At 42.5% G+C, this 15939-nt stretch carries 13 protein-coding genes; 4 read left to right on the top strand and 9 right to left on the bottom strand.

Going from position 1 to position 15939, the window contains the following annotated elements; translation table 11 throughout:
- Positions 1-28: 28 nt before the first annotated feature.
- From DESDI_RS03025 to DESDI_RS18010, 4 genes are all read left to right on the top strand, one after another.
- Positions 29-1516, top strand: coding sequence for a spore germination protein (locus DESDI_RS03025; protein WP_015261162.1), 1488 nt, complete (start codon positions 29-31; stop codon positions 1514-1516).
- A 58-nt stretch (positions 1517-1574) separates the two neighbouring features.
- A complete protein-coding gene (locus DESDI_RS03020; protein WP_345787209.1) occupies positions 1575-2642 on the top strand; it encodes a GerAB/ArcD/ProY family transporter in 1068 nt (355 codons plus the stop codon).
- Positions 2639-3727 carry a Ger(x)C family spore germination protein gene (locus tag DESDI_RS03015; protein ID WP_015261160.1) on the top strand — a complete coding sequence of 363 codons (1089 nt, stop codon included), beginning with the start codon at positions 2639-2641 and terminating at the stop codon, positions 3725-3727. The genes DESDI_RS03020 and DESDI_RS03015 overlap by 4 nt, the downstream gene beginning before the upstream one ends.
- 163 nt (positions 3728-3890) lie before the next feature.
- Positions 3891-4100, top strand: coding sequence for a hypothetical protein (locus DESDI_RS18010; RefSeq protein WP_172635878.1), 210 nt, complete (start codon positions 3891-3893; stop codon positions 4098-4100).
- A gap of 64 nt (positions 4101-4164) precedes the next feature.
- On the opposite strand, the gene istB is transcribed toward DESDI_RS18010, so the two are convergent.
- The 9 genes from istB to cdaA form a co-directional block, all read right to left on the bottom strand.
- Positions 4165-4881 (bottom strand): IS21-like element helper ATPase IstB, encoded by a 717-nt coding sequence (gene istB, locus DESDI_RS03010; protein WP_015261159.1) that lies wholly within the window; start codon positions 4879-4881, stop codon positions 4165-4167.
- An 11-nt stretch (positions 4882-4892) separates the two neighbouring features.
- The gene (istA, locus tag DESDI_RS03005) at positions 4893-6425 is read right to left on the bottom strand and encodes an IS21 family transposase (RefSeq protein ID WP_015261158.1); all 1533 of its coding nucleotides are present in this window, start codon (positions 6423-6425) and stop codon (positions 4893-4895) included.
- 354 nt (positions 6426-6779) lie between these two features.
- Complete coding sequence (locus DESDI_RS03000) at positions 6780-7589, bottom strand: hypothetical protein (protein WP_015261157.1); 810 nt, start codon at positions 7587-7589, stop codon at positions 6780-6782.
- A gap of 395 nt (positions 7590-7984) precedes the next feature.
- Positions 7985-9808 (bottom strand): glutamine--fructose-6-phosphate transaminase (isomerizing), encoded by a 1824-nt coding sequence (gene glmS, locus DESDI_RS02995; RefSeq protein WP_015261155.1) that lies wholly within the window; start codon positions 9806-9808, stop codon positions 7985-7987.
- Positions 9809-9930: 122 nt separating this feature from the next.
- Positions 9931-10125 carry a hypothetical protein gene (locus tag DESDI_RS17790; protein ID WP_156801099.1) on the bottom strand — a complete coding sequence of 65 codons (195 nt, stop codon included), beginning with the start codon at positions 10123-10125 and terminating at the stop codon, positions 9931-9933.
- A gap of 349 nt (positions 10126-10474) precedes the next feature.
- Positions 10475-11812: a phosphoglucosamine mutase gene (gene glmM, locus DESDI_RS02990; RefSeq protein WP_015261154.1), complete on the bottom strand. Its 1338-nt coding sequence runs from the start codon at positions 11810-11812 to the stop codon at positions 10475-10477.
- 215 nt (positions 11813-12027) lie between these two features.
- Complete coding sequence (locus DESDI_RS02985) at positions 12028-13632, bottom strand: NAD(P)/FAD-dependent oxidoreductase (protein ID WP_015261153.1); 1605 nt, start codon at positions 13630-13632, stop codon at positions 12028-12030.
- A gap of 58 nt (positions 13633-13690) precedes the next feature.
- Complete coding sequence (locus DESDI_RS02980; RefSeq protein ID WP_015261152.1) at positions 13691-15013, bottom strand: CdaR family protein; 1323 nt, start codon at positions 15011-15013, stop codon at positions 13691-13693.
- A gap of 3 nt (positions 15014-15016) precedes the next feature.
- The gene (cdaA, locus tag DESDI_RS02975; RefSeq protein WP_015261151.1) at positions 15017-15832 is read right to left on the bottom strand and encodes a diadenylate cyclase CdaA; all 816 of its coding nucleotides are present in this window, start codon (positions 15830-15832) and stop codon (positions 15017-15019) included.
- Between the last annotated feature and the right edge of the window lie 107 nt (positions 15833-15939).

Genomic DNA, 15939 nt, shown 5'->3' with positions numbered 1-15939 from the left:
AATTATTAATCTAAGGTGTTGACCGCTTATGTTTTGGAAAAAGAGGAAGAGTGGAAGCGACCGGAAACAAAATGACCCTAACAAGGAAGTTGAAAATACAACTTTAACACTAGATACTCTGAAAAACATTGTGGTGAACATGGATGATGCAGAAATCATTGAACGTCAAATTAATCCAGACCATAAGGTTACACTTCTGTATATAAGAACGTTGATTAATCAAGAACGTTTGAATGATGAAATTATTGAACCGTTGATCCATCATTCTCCAGCCCCTATTCACGAATGTATAAACGTTTGTAAAGCATCGAAAGTCAATGACTTAGATGAGGCTCAGAGGCAACTGATGGAGGGGGCGATACTTCTTCGTGATCGTAGTGAGGACCAATGGTTGGCCATTAAACTAGAAAATCCATTAAGCCGTTCCATTGAATCCTCTGAAACGGAAACCATTTTATTCGGTCCAAAAGATAGCTTTAGTGAACAAATAGAACAAAATGTTACACTGATTCGAAGGCGGCTACCACTGACGACACTCAAAACGGAAAAGTTCACAGTCGGTTCTCTAACTAAAACACCGATTGTACTTATGTACATTGAGGGATTGACTAATCCTGAATTAATTACCATTGCGAAAAGTAAAATTCTTACGATTGATTATGATTTGTTTTTAGATTCATCTCAAGTTGCCGCGTTTATGGAGGATCACGTTCATAGTATCTTCCCCCAATTCCAACAGACAGACCGTCCGGACTCATGTGTTTATGCTTTGGGCGCCGGAAAACTCACGATTTTGGTTGGCAATACTCCATTTGCATTAATTGCCCCTATCACATTTTTTGATCTCTTTATCTCTCCCGACGATTATATCCATCGATGGCTGATTGGAAGTTTTTTGCGTGGCGTTCGCTTTGTAAGCTTTTTTCTTTCGTTGACCATGATCCCTCTCTATGTCGCTTTAAACACACATCATTATCAGATGTTTCCCCTTCAAGTGCTATTCGTTTTATTAGAATCCAGAAGCAAATTGCCTTTTACCCCATTTTGGGAAGCATTTCTAATGTTAATCATAATCGAAATCATAATTGAAGCCAGTCTTCGAATGCCTACGAAGACTGGACAAACTTTAGGAGTAATTGGCGGGATTGTCATTGGGCAGGCTTCTGTTGAAGCCGGATTCGCAAGTAAAGTGTTAATTGTCACAGTAGGTATTTCCACAATTGCTTCGTTTTTAGTTCCCAATTATCTGATGGTCAAAGCTAACAGGCTACTTTTATTTGCTTTTATGCTACTTTCGTCAATTCTTGGAATATTTGGTATGGCACTTGGGTTCATTATAGTTCTCGTTCATTTAAATGGGCTTACATCACTGAAGCAGCCTTACTTTGCCCCAATCGCTCCTTTACATATGAGCGATTGGAAGGATCTTTTTATTCGAGCACCCCTGCAGTGGATCAAGACGCGTCCTGTTTCTTTATATCCCCGACAGAAATGGCGATCCAGCCGAAGGAGATGATCACTTGCCCTCACCTTCGTTATTTGAAAAATCGTCTCCCTTTAGCGGCGTTTATTTCATGTTGATGGTCAATCGAATGCAAATGCTTTACTATTTTATAATCATGCCGAGGCATTTAGTTCATCCTTATATGATTATGGGGATTATGGCCGTAGGAATCTTATCGCAAGTTAATTTGATGCTGTTATCCAAGTGGTTTTCATCTGATTTTTCAGTGCAGGGTTATCAAGGATTCGTGCAGCTATTAGGTGAAAGGACGGTTAGAGTATTTGCTTTTCTTGGTTTGTTTCTAATCTTGCTCAGAATAACTGTAATGACACTGGGATTTGTGGAAATCGCGCACCAATATATATTTCCCTCGATGACTTCCAATTGGTTAATTCTTTCCATCTTTATAGTCTGCTTTTACCTAGCCTCTCAAGGGATGGAGAATACCATACGTTTTGTTGTGATCGCATTTCTAAGTACAATTTGGATGGTGATCATATATTATTCATTTTTCTTTCCGCCGATTGCTTCTATGCATGATTTATATCCTTTGATGCCGCCGGAATGGTCGGCAATTTCTTGGAAAGGGTTGTTATTGGTTTGGTCATCACTGTCAGGAGTTGAATTTTTGGTATGTTTGACTCCTTGGCTAAGGCCAAAGCAAAAGATGCTAAAATACTTGACGATCGCCAATACGATCTCAGTCTTTGAATATATGGTTTTATTTATATCATCGTTATTATTTTTTAGTTCCAATTACTTAGACAAAACGAAGTATCCTGTACTCGATATGGTTCGGTACCTGCAATTTCCTGCCTATGAACGAATTGATATAGTTTTGATCTCGGTCCATCTGTTTGTCCTTGTATTTGTTAACTCAATTTTCATTTTATTATTTTATGGGGCTACCCGAATCCTCTTGGGAAAAGGGGTGCGACAGACCACACGAATGGGTTTTGCGGCAAGTTTTATAATAATTCTTGTAAGTATCCTCATAGTCAATCAGTGGTTCTGGAAATCCGCCGAAGAACAGAACATTTGGCTGAACCTTCAGATTGGAGTAGGGGCATTCACCTACCTTTTAGTTCCGGCCTTCCTTCTGGTAGCCACAAAACTGAAGGGGCGTTTCAAAGTATGACGCATATAAAACCAGTAGTTTTATTGATGATAATAATGAATATCGTCTTGTTGAGCGGATGTTCTTCTTTTTTTGTGGAGAACAATACGGTCGAAGAAATCGCTCCTGTTATTTTCTGGTCTATCCAAGAAGGTGAATCAGGTAAATTGAAAATAAGCACATTGGTGCCGCCATTGATCAATGAGAAGAAAAGTATGCTCACCCTCCAAGTTAATCTATTAAAACAGGGAAGAAAGGACTTTAATTTAGTTTATTATCGCGAATTGAAATCAGGACAACTCCGAATGTTGTTTATCAGCGAAGAGCTTGCCAAGAAAGGGATTCTTCCCCTTATCGACACCCTTCTCACAGATCCCGATATCTCCCAACGGCTCTATCTCGTGGTCATCAAAGGAAATTTTGAGGATTACATCAGAAATCAAGTAGATAAACAAGAGAACCTAGATTATTTTCTTTATCGTATGCTTAAACATTATGAAACAAAAAATCAAGGGGATATCACTGTAATTAATTTGCATCAATTCTTGAAACGGTTGTACTCTCCATTTTCAGATCCCATACTGCCTGTTTTTAAAGTTAACAAAGAAAATTTCATCTACGATGGAACTGCCTTTTTCAAGGATGACAAATTAGTTGCAACCATCAGCGACATGAATGATCAAATTCACCAACTCCTTAATAACGATTATTACCTCAAAATTTTACCGATTCCGTCCTTAGCCGTCTCTTTAGGTCAGATTCGTTCAAAGGTTATTATAAAATTAGCTCCAGACTACTCGTCAATTTCAATTAAGGTGAATTTGGTCGGCAGAATCGAGGAGTACCGGGGGGATAAAAATATAAGCGATAGTGACGAATTAGAGGACCTTAATCAAGAGATCAAATCCTATTTAGAAATACAAACAACTGCGTTACTACAGAATATGCAACAGTGGAAAGTTGATCCTTTGCAAGTGGGGACACACTCGCTTACCCCCTTCTCGCAACCGATCAAGGACGAAGAGTGGTTAAGGAAATGGGGGAATATGGAATTACAGATCAATTATCAGCTTGATCTCCAAACAATGACGAATGTGAACAAATAAGTGATGGATGAATTAAGATTGGTCGTTGATTAGTGGACAATCACATCTCAAATACATCAAATAAAGTTACTCGACTAATCTAAACATTGCTATTAGCATCTCACAGTTTAATCTGTGGTTTTTTGCACAGGATGCAACTCGCACGTATAGCGTTGTTCATATAGTGTTAGATATAGATGGATTTTTAAAAGAAGATGGTGTATGGGTTAAGGGATCTAGTATTGATTTTTTAACAACAAATTTTGGACTTTATGTAACCGCAAAAGAGATGGAAAACGCAACACAAGAGGACGACCTCAGGCGATTTTTAAATTACTGTAAGCGGTCAAGTAAAATGATCTCTTTTTGGCCACAAATTGATCGGTTTTTTTGACCGCATTGATCTTAATAACAGTACTAGAATATTTAGCATCACATTGTGGATAACTCTTGTGAGATTATAATATCGTCTTTCGGTTTTTGAGCCGGTAACCTTCTCCAGTCATGTTGAAAATCTCACACTTGTATACCAGTCGATCTAGGATAGCCGTTGTAATGACCTCATCTCCCAAGAAACCACTCCATTCGCTAAAACCTTTATTGGATGTAATAATGAGCGAAGTCTTTTCATGCATGGCTGCAATGAATGTAAAGAATAGATTAGATTCCGTTTTGCTCACAGGCAAGAACCCGACTTCATCTATTATGATGAGATCCGCCTTATAGAGATATTTAAGCTTTCTCCTTGATGACGCCGTAATTTCGGCCGTTTTAAGGATTTTGATCAATTCATCCAAGCATAAAAATGATACGGTATACCCTTTCTGAAGCGCTAGATAACCGAGGGCACTGGCCAAATGCGACTTCCCAACGCTTGGTGGTCCCAAAAACATAATGTTATAAGCCTGTTCAACCCATGTAAAGTCGGATAACCTGAGCATTTGTTCCTTGGTTATACTTTGTTGAAAGCCAAAGTCGAATTCTTCTAGGGTCTTAAGTTGTGGCATACCTGATCGCTTGATTCTGCTCTCAGTAGCCTTTTGATCTTTAAGACGAATCTGCTCGGACAGGAAAAGGCTTAGGCTTTCCAGCGGACTGTGTTCTCCTTGGAAAAGATTCTCGAATTCTACTTTTTCAAGATGGAGTGCTGTCAGCATTGATTCAATAGATTCCATGGTTTTTGTCCTCATGATAACCCACCAACCCGTTCATACTGCTTAATCGACCGCTTTTGAGTGATTACAGCTGCAGCCTTTGGATTGGTCAGGGTCTTAATGACAGGGGCAACTTCAGGAAGATTATCCTCACATTTTTTGCCTTTAAGATAGATTACCGTATCTCGAAGATCTGTCGCACTGTAGATTTCCAGAGACCGACAATAGTCGATCGACTCTCTTACCAAATTAACTTCATGCTGGCGTACAAGCTCCATGACGAGCTGGCTCTGGTCTTTAAAATACCGTGGCTTCAAGGTTCTCATGGTTTCGAAGTAGTCATGGTATTCATGACCAAGAACTTCGCAAAGATTATCTAGATGGCGATGTGCACTTTGCTCATAATCCTTTCTGTGAGCTGGGAGTTTTATGAGTTTCCCTTTCTCCGTTGAAATAGTATGCTCTGCGATGATATAGTCGCCATAAACTTGCTCGACGACAAGCTTTTCACCGTCAATCCTTAAGACAACATCTTCCTTCTTACCAAATGTCCCTTGAGGGACTGAGTATCGATTGCTTAGGTAAAGAACGGTATTGTCTTTTCGAACACTTCGAGTTATACTTTCCTCACACATAGATATTTTCGTGGGAAGTACTGGTTTTAAGTGTTCTTGTTCGAGCAGAAACACTTTAGCCGGTACTTTTTTTGTTGTTCCATGAACTTTCGCATTCCCTGTGCGTTCAAGCCAGGCTTCAAAACTTTGATTTAAAAGATCTAAGCCCATGTAGAACCGATTCTGAAGAAAATTAATCTTGATGAACTTTACAACCGATTCGACCTTGCCTTTACTCTCAGGGTCGGCCTTTCGACAGAGATACACATCAATTTTCTCGGCTTGCTTGAACTGCTCAAACTCATAGGTGAACATAATATCCCCATAATTTTCATTCGCGGAAACGATACTGTCTTGGTCAAATACTAACTCACGGGGTTTACCCCCCATGTATTCAAAGCATCCGTAGAGGCTTTGAACAAGTTCCCCACTGGTAAATGGCTTATCCTTAAAGCACCCCCACTTGTAACGAGAATGAGACAGGACAAATCCCACAAAGTGCACTTTGACGTACTGTCCATCTGGAGTTCTGATGTGCTTTTGCCCAAAGTCTACTTGCATCTGGTGCCCCATGGGAAGTTCATCAACGGCCTCGTACGATCGGGGAATCGATGCCTTCTTGATCTTGTGGGTTTCACGAAGTAACTCTACAAGTCTTCGCGTAGTTCGTTCGGCTGTCTTAATTTTGTAATGCTCCAACAACCAGTCATGGATCTGAGCCGAACTAATCGATGGATACTCGTAAAGCCATTTAAGTATTACCGGTTCATATTGGGCTAAGGTATGAGATTTCCTAATAACTTCTGCACGGGCGACGTATTCATCAGGGGTCATGTCCCAGTACTTACGTACTGTGTTCTTGCTCATGTGTAGCAACTTAGCTACGGGTTCTTTCTTAAATCCTTGGGCTTTCAATTGTTGAATTTGACTGTACACCTTAATCTCCTTCATCTTTTCTTCCTCTCATGCTTGATTCTTTGTCTTATTTAGCATGAGGGTGTAGTTGTATTTTTTCAAGATGATACCGATCAATTTGTGGCCAAATTCCGATCAGTTTTGATGTCCGAAAACCGATCAATTTATTTTACCACTCACAATTACTTAGCGCGATAGGAATTACTTGCAGAATTACATTCGCTAAAGACCCAAATTATGAACGTATCTTTAAAACTTTGACTTCCAGTTATTCTTATACTGCGTACTTAACAAAAGAATATCAAAATGCCATTATTTAGCAAAGCTCACCTTGTCTTGATCTTTAAGAGAAGCGAGCTTTGCTAATCTGTTCACTGGAGAAATATTTGATTAACACGAATTTGCAATCCAAACGTGGCTCTCAACCCGGAAGGACGGCTCAGTTTTTCCGGAGAGATGGCTCAGCGACATCCGGAACATCGGCTCTCTCGAACCGTAATATTCAAGTATAGAGGAAATAAAAGAATTTCTTTCATTCTCAATTGCATCTTTAAATTTTCTATTGCCTTGTAGTTGAAGACATGCAAAAATTATAGCTTTAAGAAGCTTTTCAAAAAACTTCTCATCATTGGATATATCGGCCATTCTTTTATCGAATTCTTTTATAATATCATCAGGCAATAAATCTGTATAATCACTAAAATTAATGCCAAAGGCGTTTTCGGCAAAATCTGGATTTAATCTATAAACGTCAATAAACATATGTAAATCTAAGAAATCGAGATCTTGGAACATGTTCTCAATGTAAAAATGAATATCATCATTTATCCAATACTGTTCTTGTTCGTTTTTAAACTCATAACCATCAAAATTGGTTATAAAAGTAATATAACCATCGCGAAAATTTTCCTCAGTAACGTCAAACCACCAATTAATCATTTGGAATAATATATACTCGTATAATGGTTTTAAATAGTTTCGTTTGTAATTATCCAAAACCATGTCCCTAAGCTCATATAAAACCCCCTTACATTTTACTATGTTTTTACAGTAATGCTTGGGAAATACGATAGGTAACATTTCTTTATAACAATCAGCCCCATCCGCTGTAACAATAAACATATCAAACATGTCACTAATATTTTGATTAATTCTTTTAATGAATTCATCTGATACTTTATTAAGATATACCGGTAACAAAATAACACCTCCAAAAATAAAAGCTTTATAAGCTCATCAAATCGAACTAATCTTTATAGTATACACTGGGATTTTTTATCGTCATTAGGAGTTTCACCTAGCGAGGCTGTGTAATCTTTAACCTTGCCTAGAAAGTTTCCCATACCAATTAAACTCCTTTATGCTTATAGATATATGTTTTTCATCACATTAGGATAAATATCCTTCAGAGTCCTACAAAAAGAACGTTATGAAAAGAGCTGATAAATACTGCTTCTTTTCATAACGCCCCGTTATTCCCTACTCTCTTAAAGCAAGTCTTTTAGTCCCTAACTTTATTATCAAGTCCATTTCTTTATTATTTAGTCCATAACTATATTACTCGAAGACAACATTAAGCATCTCAATCTCTTCCCCTACTCCACCGTCACACTCTTAGCCAAATTCCGTGGCTTATCCACGTCACAACCTCTGGCCACTGACACATAGTAAGACAACAGTTGCAGTGGAATCACTGTAAGAATCGGAGCAAGCTCAGCAATGGTCTCAGGTATATAGATCACATGATCCACAGACTTAACTAAATCCTTATTACCCTTGAAGGTAACTCCGATAACGCGAGCATCCCGGGCTCTGACCTCGATGATATTGGAAAGAGTTTTTTCATAGACATCCATCTGGGTAGCTAGGGCAATTACAGGTGTCTTTTCGGTGATCAAGGCCAAGGTACCGTGTTTTAGCTCTCCTGCTGCATAGGCCTCTGCGTGAATATAAGAGATTTCCTTGAGCTTCAGGGCGCCTTCCATAGCCACATTCCAATCTAAGCTGCGGCCGATGAAGAAGGTGTCTTCTACATCCACAAAGGATTCAGCAAAGTCTCTAATATGCTCAGCCTCATCAATAACTTCCTGTGCTTGAGCAGGAATCCTCTTTAAGGCAGCGATGACCTCTTTAATTTTTTCAGGTGCTAGGGTGCCTCTAATCTGGGCAAGGTAAAGTCCCAAAAGGACCATGCCTTCTAGCTGAGTAGTATAGGCTTTAGTCGAGGCTACGGCGATTTCCGGTCCGGCCCAAGTGTAGATGACATCATGAGCTTCCCGGGCTACGGAGCTACCGACTACGTTAGTGACGGCGACCACACGGGCACCGTTTCTTTTGGCTTCCCGCAGAGCCGCTAGGGTGTCAGCGGTTTCCCCAGATTGGCTGACAACGACAACTAAGGTATGCTCATCCACTAATGGTGCGCGATAACGAAATTCTGAAGCTATATCCACTTCCACTGGGAGGCGAACCCAGCGCTCAATCAAGGTCTTGCCCACTAAGCCAGCATGCCAGGCAGTGCCACATGCCACGATAAAGACTTTCCGGAAGTTTTGCAGCTGTTCTGCAGTAAGATCAACTTCTTGAAGGACAACTTTATCATCTTCTAAGCGACTGATTAAAGTATCACGCAGCGCCCGTGGTTGTTCGTGGATTTCTTTAAGCATGAAATGGTCATAGCCACCTTTTTCAGCTGCTACAGCATCCCACTTCACTTCATAAAGCTGCTTTTCTTTTTCTTGACCCTTAAAATCCATAACCTTGACTCCGTCTTTAGTAAGAACAACCATCTCACCATCTTCGATGATATAGGTATTACGGGTATAGTTAAGGATAGCAGGAATATCACTGGCGACAAAGAACTCATTCTCTCCCAACCCTACGACCATCGGACTGTCTTTGCGGGCAGCCACGAGAATATCTGGATTTTGACGACTCATGACCAAGATGGCGAAGGACCCTTTTAAATGATTAAGTACTTCACGAACGGTTGCGACGAGGTCTCCCTGATAGAAATATTCTACCAAGTGCGGCAATACTTCGGTATCCGTCTCCGAAATGAAGTGATGACCTTGCTCGATCAACCATTCCTTCAACTCTAGATAGTTCTCTATGATCCCATTATGGACGACGGCAAATTTGGCTTCTGTATCCATATGAGGGTGAGCATTCAGATCGGAGGGGCGGCCATGGGTTGCCCAACGCGTATGCCCAATGCCCATACAGGTCTGAGAAAAATCTGCACCTAATTTATCTTCTAAAGCGACTAGTTTGCCCACTGCCTTGCAGGTGGTAATGCCTCCCTGCTCAAGCACGGCCACGCCGGCAGAATCATACCCGCGATACTCCAACTTTTTTAAGCCATCTAACAGGACGGGAATAGCCGGACGATGACCGATATATCCAACGATACCACACATATTTATTCTGTTCTCCTCTCAAATCATGATTCTCATGCATACTTACGCACGAAAAACATTAAAGTGAATTTTTTAGTTAAACTGCTGATAAAATAAAAAACCGCTTTTCTAAGCGGTTTGAACTATTCTGGCGATATGAACAGGGAAAACCCAAAAGGGTAGACTGCTCCCGTTCCTTGATGCTTACTCTTTGTTCCGCAAATCACTTCGCGGTTTTGTAATAAGCCTGCGGTGCCAAGACACCGAGAGGGCATCCGCCGAATCTTTCGATAACCCTCTTCCTCGTCAACCATGCTCAATACTTGATGTTCGCTCACGGTCCAGGCGCTGTATTAACTTGCCAGATTTTCAAACCACACTGGATTCAATACTTCGCTAACGCTCAGTAAGATTAGACTTAAGCTCGAAGCTCGCAGATATTGGAACCTCGCGCTTCGCTATGAACATGGCATCCCTCCCCTTAAAGGTGTTCATGTACGCTCTCAAGCCTATTGAGCTCCTTAGCTTTACCTATTGTTCTTGCAACAAAGATAAAGTTAGAGGTACATGAACATTATACGTGTTTTTTAAAAAATAGCTACAGTTAATATTTGCTTTGCAAGATTTTGACCAAAAACTTCGCTTCAGAAGAACACCCTTGCCTTTAAATACAACCTTACTCAACTCTTATCGTTCTTCGCGCTTAATAATCTCAACGACGGATTGTGCAAGCCTTGTCAGTTGATCATGATCCTGCCCTTCGACCATCACCCGAACTAATGATTCGGTGCCTGAGGGTCGGACGAGCACTCGACCACGGTCCCCAAGGAAGCGCTTAACTTCCTCAACCTTTTGTAAAACATAGGGGTTCTCCATGGATTTCTTTTTATCCTTGACTTTAACATTAATGAGTACTTGAGGCAGACGTTGCATTTGAGCCGCCAGCTTAGATATAGGTTTACCTTGTTCCTTGAGGACAGCCATAAGTTGCAATGCTGTAAGTAGACCATCACCGGTGGTATTGTAATCCAAGAAAATAATATGACCGGATTGTTCCCCACCGAGCTTTGCTCCCGTATTCAGTAGCTCTTCCATGACATAACGGTCTCCTACTTGGGTCTCATGAATCTTAATACCCGCATCCTTTAATGCAATATACAGGCCCAGATTGCTCATGACAGTGACCACGATGGAATCCTTGGCAAGCCCCCCTTTGGCCTTTAGAGCAAGGGCACAGATGACCATGATAAAATCGCCATCAATAATCTCACCCTTTTCGTCTACGGCAATCAGTCGGTCTGCATCACCATCATTGGCTAGTCCAATATCTGCCTGATGCTCAATGACGGCTCGTTGAAGAACCTCAGGATGCGTCGACCCGCAACCCGCATTAATATTGACCCCATCAGGAGAAACGGCGAGTGGGATAACCTCTGCCCCTAATTCCTGAAGCACTTGCGGGCCCACCCGATAGGCAGCACCATTCGATCCATCATATACTACCTTGAGCCCTTCGAGAGAGCCTACCGTGCCTTTAAGAAAATCTATATATTGACGCTCGGCGTCAGTAATTTCAATGACTCTTCCTACTTCCCCACCAGTAGGAATGCTCCAGGGTCTTTGATTGTTCAATACAAGCTCTTCTATTTCTTCTTCCAAGGTGTCGGGGAGTTTGTAGCCTGTGGATGAGAAGAATTTAATACCATTATCTTGAACCGGATTATGAGATGCTGAGATGACGACCCCAGCACTAGCGTCCAAAGTGCGCGTTAAGTAGGCTATTCCAGGTGTAGGTAAAACGCTGACCCGTAAAACATCGGCTCCCACAGAACAAATTCCTGCCATGAGGGCCGCTTCTAACATATCTCCGGAAATCCGGGTATCCTTGCCAATGACAATGCGAGGATGGGGATGTTCTTTACTCAAGACATACGCGCCTGCTTGACCTAGACGAAACGCCAAATTCGGCGTGAGCTCTTGATTGGCGATACCGCGTACCCCATCAGTTCCAAATAGTTTACCCAAGACATCTTCTCCTTCCATATTGCTTTCTATCTTCAGAGCATACTATATCCTCAGCTATCGTTAACATTCTATTCCGAATGAATAGACTATAAAACCCTACTTAATCTGATTCTATAGTTAAATACGTTATTTCTTTTGTTATTCACTCAACTAAGTAAATAATCAACACAAAACATAATAGTGAACATAAACCATGTTGCGTAATACTTCTTAACCTACTCAGCAGGATAATATTGCGCCATTACTTGCTCCGCACTGCGGATACCATCCACTGCAGCGCTCATTATCCCCCCGGCGTATCCTGCCCCTTCTCCCGCTGGAAATAGGCCTAAGAAATTTAAGGCTTCCCCGGTCTTATCCCGAGTCATGCGCACAGGGGCACTGGTACGCGTTTCAATTCCAGTCAAGGTCCCCATATCTCCTGCAAAACCGTGAATTTTATGATCAAATGCAAGGAGGGCGCGATCCAAAACATCCCCTACTTCCTGAGGCAATACCGTGTGCAAATCAACGGCCTTAGTTCCCGGAGCATAGCTTGATTGCAAAGGAAATTCTCCGCTAACACGTCTCGCTAAAAAATCCCGGACACTTTGTGCCGGAGCATTATAATCCTTACCCCCTGCTAGGAAAGCCTGGTGCTCCCAATACTGCTGAAACTCCACTCCCGCCAAGGGATCATCTCCCCAAAAGTCCTTTCTACCTACTGTCACCACCAGAGCACTATTGGCCACACCAGAGTCCCGCCTGTATTCGCTCATGCCGTTGGTCACGACCCGACCTTCTTCCGATGCAGCCGCTACCACTTTGCCACCGGGGCACATGCAAAAAGCATAGGCACCTCGACCGGTCAATGCGTCTTGATAGGTGAGCTGATAATCGGCCGGACCTAGCTTGTGATGGTGTTCTACTCCAAATTGAGAAAAGTTGATGAGCTCTTGGGGATGTTCTACTCGAAGACCGATGGCAAAGGACTTCGACTCAAAATGAACACCTTGCTCCTGTAAAAACCGATAGGTTTCCCGAGCACTGTGTCCGATTGCCAAAATTACTGCCTCTGCCGGAATCACTTCCGAGTGATTAACCTGGACGCCGGTGATTCTACCATTCTGATGTTGCAGACCTGTAAGCTGAGTGCGAAAACGCACTTCCCCTCCCAAGGCTTCGATCTTTTTCCTTAAGCCCTGGGTAACGATTCTTAATCTATCTGTTCCTATATGCGCCTTCGCTAAGAAAAGGATTTCCGGAGGTGCTCCTTGTTCCACGAAGGTCTCTAATACTTCCGTAATTCGGGGATCTGCAATGCGAGTAGTTAATTTGCCGTCAGAGAAAGTTCCCGCTCCTCCTTCACCAAATTGAACATTGCTTTCACAATCTAGCTTGCCGGTTTTCCAGAAAGCCTCAACTTTCTGAGTTCGGGTCTCTACATCATCCCCGCGCTCCAAGACTATGGGAGCATAGCCTCTTTTCCCTAAAGCCAGAGCAGCAAAATATCCAGCAGGGCCAGCGCCCACAATAATAGGGCGATGGCTCAATTTCTTTTCAGGTTTAAACAGCTGCACCGGCCTACCCTGAGGCTCAGGCTTGAGCTCAGGCATCCGCCGCAGAACACGATTCATTTCATTATACGGAATATCCAAGGAAAATCGGAGGGTATATGAGAAAAATAGCTGAGGTTTCTTCCGAGCATCTACTGAGCGACGTAAAATCTGTAGATTGTCAATGCTCATTTGAGGAACTTTTAGCTTACGGGCCATCAACAGAGGAAGCTCACGCTCATCCTCGTCTACCGGCACTCGCAAATTCGTCCATATGAGATTCAAGGGATATTCCTCCACTTTTCTTAGGGTATTTGGTAAACTCTAAATCGAGAGTTATGGCTTATTCCACCGAAGGCTTAGTATCCGGATTATCTGGTTTATTCGGGTCACCCGGTTTATCTGATCCATCCGGATCATCCGGATCCCCAGGATTTTCCGGAGCCGCCTTGGCTTTTAGGGTATAGGTTATATCCGGCACAGAAACTACTTCCACCCCCGCAGGTAGCTGCCAATAAGGCTTGACCGTATACTCCCCTGCAACCTTCCCGGTCGCATCAAGCCAAAGGGCTATTTGCTCATGGGTCAAGGGGTCGAGGACTTCCGGATAGGCTCTTATTGTAATGCTAACCGCAGGAAGGGGCTGTTCAAGGACCAAATCCTGCGAGAGGTTTTTCATGGTGATGGGAAGATTATAAAGGGTTTTATCCTGGATCGCATTGCCAATTTCTACGATAACGGAAAAGCTAGTTCTGGAAACATAGCTCAAACCGTCAGGCAAGCTTACTTTATCAGAGGAAATCTCATAAGTCGTCGTTCTCGAAATTCCATTGATGTTCACCGGACCTATGTTTAAAAGATCAAAGTTGTCCAGTGCCTCGGCTTCCCCATAGACTTGAACCCCATTAGGAACCACCCGAACCGAGCGTACTGCTTTTCCTTCTGCCGGTGTCCCTGTGGTTGGCGCATTCAAGGGAACTCTTTTGCTTTCCAGTTCTTTTGCCACTATGGGTACAATAATATCTACACTGGTTGGGCTGGAGGTGATGGTTTCTGCACTAGGGTCCGGACCGAAGATGGCCGACCCATTTTCATCACGGAAAAGCAGAGGTCGCGAAACTTGTAAAGTATCGCTAGCACCAGCCACACTAAGCTCAACGAGAACTTTGTCTACAGCATTGAGCAAGCTACTCGGTCCTCTAACATTAACCATACTCGGTTTAACTATGGGGTCTTCTACTCTACTTCCCGGGGCAGGTTGACCGGTAAGATCGACGGTCACCTGGAGCATTTTCTCCTCCACAGTATCTAATTGCAAACTGACCACCCTTGGAGTAATCTCGACAATTTTAATATTTGGTATGGGATCAACCTTCACTTCAAACTCATGCTCACCAGGCTCGCTGCCGCTAAGATCCACATAAGCAAAGATCTCATTGACATTGATACTGGGGTTGTATCCTTCCGTCTTGACCCGTACCGAGGGTAGCTTGGTCATAATCACGGAGTTAGCCGGAGTATTCTTAGTGACCAGGGAGAGGGTCAGGGTTGGGTCGCGATCCAAAGTTTGACTCGTTCCTTGGCTGGTCACCCAAAGCCAAAAAAGAATGGCTAAGACCAATGAAATTGACTTATATCCTAAGTTCCGTTGTAAAAACTCTTTCATTACTTAAGACCTCCAAAAGGGCACATAACTTTTGGCCGTGGTATCCACTTGTAACTCCCTAGACAATAATTCCTTAAGGCTTTTCTCATCAAGAAAACGAGTAAGAACTCCATCGATAGATACCGATATGCCTCCTGTCTCTTCGGAGACGACAAGGACCACCGAATCCGACACCTCAGTGAGGCCGATAGCAGCCCTGTGACGGGTTCCAAGTTCTTTTTGGATAGAATTATTCTCGGAAAGGGGCAAAAAGCATCCTGCAGCTGCCACACGATCACTACGGATAATGACTGCGCCATCATGGAGAGGTGTATTGGGAATAAATACGTTCAGCAAGAATTCCGAAGAAACCACCCCATCGATTTTGATTCCGGTCTCCACATAATTTTGCAGACCCGTCGTACGCTCTATGACGATAAGGGCACCAATGCGGTTCTTAGAAAGAACTTGAGTGCATCGAACCAATTCATCAACGACTTGAATCATGGCCTCATTGCCAATCGTCTGTGGATGGCGGATGAAAAACTTACCTCTTCCGATTTGCTCCAAAGCCCGACGCAACTCCGGTTGAAAGACCACGGGCAAGGCTATAAACAACATAGCCCAGACTTGGTCCAGCAGCCAACCCATGGTCGACAATTTAAGAAACTGTGCAAAATTTGAAATAATAAGTAGGACAAGGATGCCTTTAAGAAGCTGAACAGCACGAGTTCCCTTAATCAGCATCAAAAGCTGATAAAGGACAATAGTAACGACCGCAATATCTAGAATGGTCCGCCAATCAAATGATGATTGAAGTTGTGAAAGAAACTGGCTCACGGTCTACCTCCTCTGCTTTTCTAGCTTCCCCATTCAATTCTTCGTAAAGGGCCTAAATCCCTTGCGTGTCCTAAGAAATTATTTTACACTTTAATAGGTGTAAATAA

Source organism: Desulfitobacterium dichloroeliminans LMG P-21439 (assembly GCF_000243135.2).
In the GTDB taxonomy this organism is placed as follows: domain Bacteria; phylum Bacillota; class Desulfitobacteriia; order Desulfitobacteriales; family Desulfitobacteriaceae; genus Desulfitobacterium; species Desulfitobacterium dichloroeliminans.
The sequence above is the reverse complement of the archived record's forward strand: the minus strand, read 5'-3'. Positions and strand labels throughout refer to the sequence as shown.

What these genes read in the sequence shown, in the direction of transcription:
- DESDI_RS03025 (WP_015261162.1), top strand. Translation starts at nt 29, where the DNA reads ATGTTTTGGAAAAAGAGGAAGAGTGGAAGCGACCGGAAACAAAATGAC.
- DESDI_RS03020 (WP_345787209.1), top strand. Translation starts at nt 1,575, where the DNA reads ATGTTGATGGTCAATCGAATGCAAATGCTTTACTATTTTATAATCATG.
- DESDI_RS03015 (WP_015261160.1), top strand. Translation starts at nt 2,639, where the DNA reads ATGACGCATATAAAACCAGTAGTTTTATTGATGATAATAATGAATATC.
- istB (WP_015261159.1), bottom strand. Translation starts at nt 4,881, where the DNA reads ATGGAATCTATTGAATCAATGCTGACAGCACTCCATCTTGAAAAAGTA.
- istA (WP_015261158.1), bottom strand. Translation starts at nt 6,425, where the DNA reads ATGAAGGAGATTAAGGTGTACAGTCAAATTCAACAATTGAAAGCCCAA.
- glmS (WP_015261155.1), bottom strand. Translation starts at nt 9,808, where the DNA reads ATGTGTGGTATCGTTGGATATATCGGTCATCGTCCGGCTATTCCCGTC.
- DESDI_RS02980 (WP_015261152.1), bottom strand. Translation starts at nt 15,013, where the DNA reads ATGAAAGAGTTTTTACAACGGAACTTAGGATATAAGTCAATTTCATTG.